The organism is Streptomyces bicolor, from assembly GCF_000719285.1.
Taxonomy (GTDB): Bacteria; Actinomycetota; Actinomycetes; order Streptomycetales; family Streptomycetaceae; genus Streptomyces; species Streptomyces bicolor.
Genome location: NZ_JOFS01000172.1, coordinates 1 through 205 on the forward strand (window position 1 = coordinate 1; position 205 = coordinate 205).

Below are 205 nucleotides of genomic sequence, written 5' to 3' on the forward strand. Positions count from 1 at the left end.
GGTACTCATCGGCGTGGTCGTGTTCGGCGCCGTGATCATCGCCGGCATCGGCTTCGCCGGTTCGTACGCGGCAGTCCGCGAGCTGGCCATCCAGAAGGGCTTCGGGAACCTCAGTCATGTCTTCCCGATCGGCATCGACGCGGGCATCTGCGTCCTCCTCGCCCTGGATCTGCTGCTGACGTGGATCCGTATACCCTTCCCGCTG

At 64.9% G+C, this 205-nt stretch carries 1 protein-coding gene; it reads left to right on the forward strand.

Going from position 1 to position 205, the window contains the following annotated elements:
* A partial coding sequence (locus tag IF78_RS44790; protein ID WP_037643183.1) for a DUF2637 domain-containing protein occupies positions 1–205 on the forward strand: 205 nt, incomplete at both ends.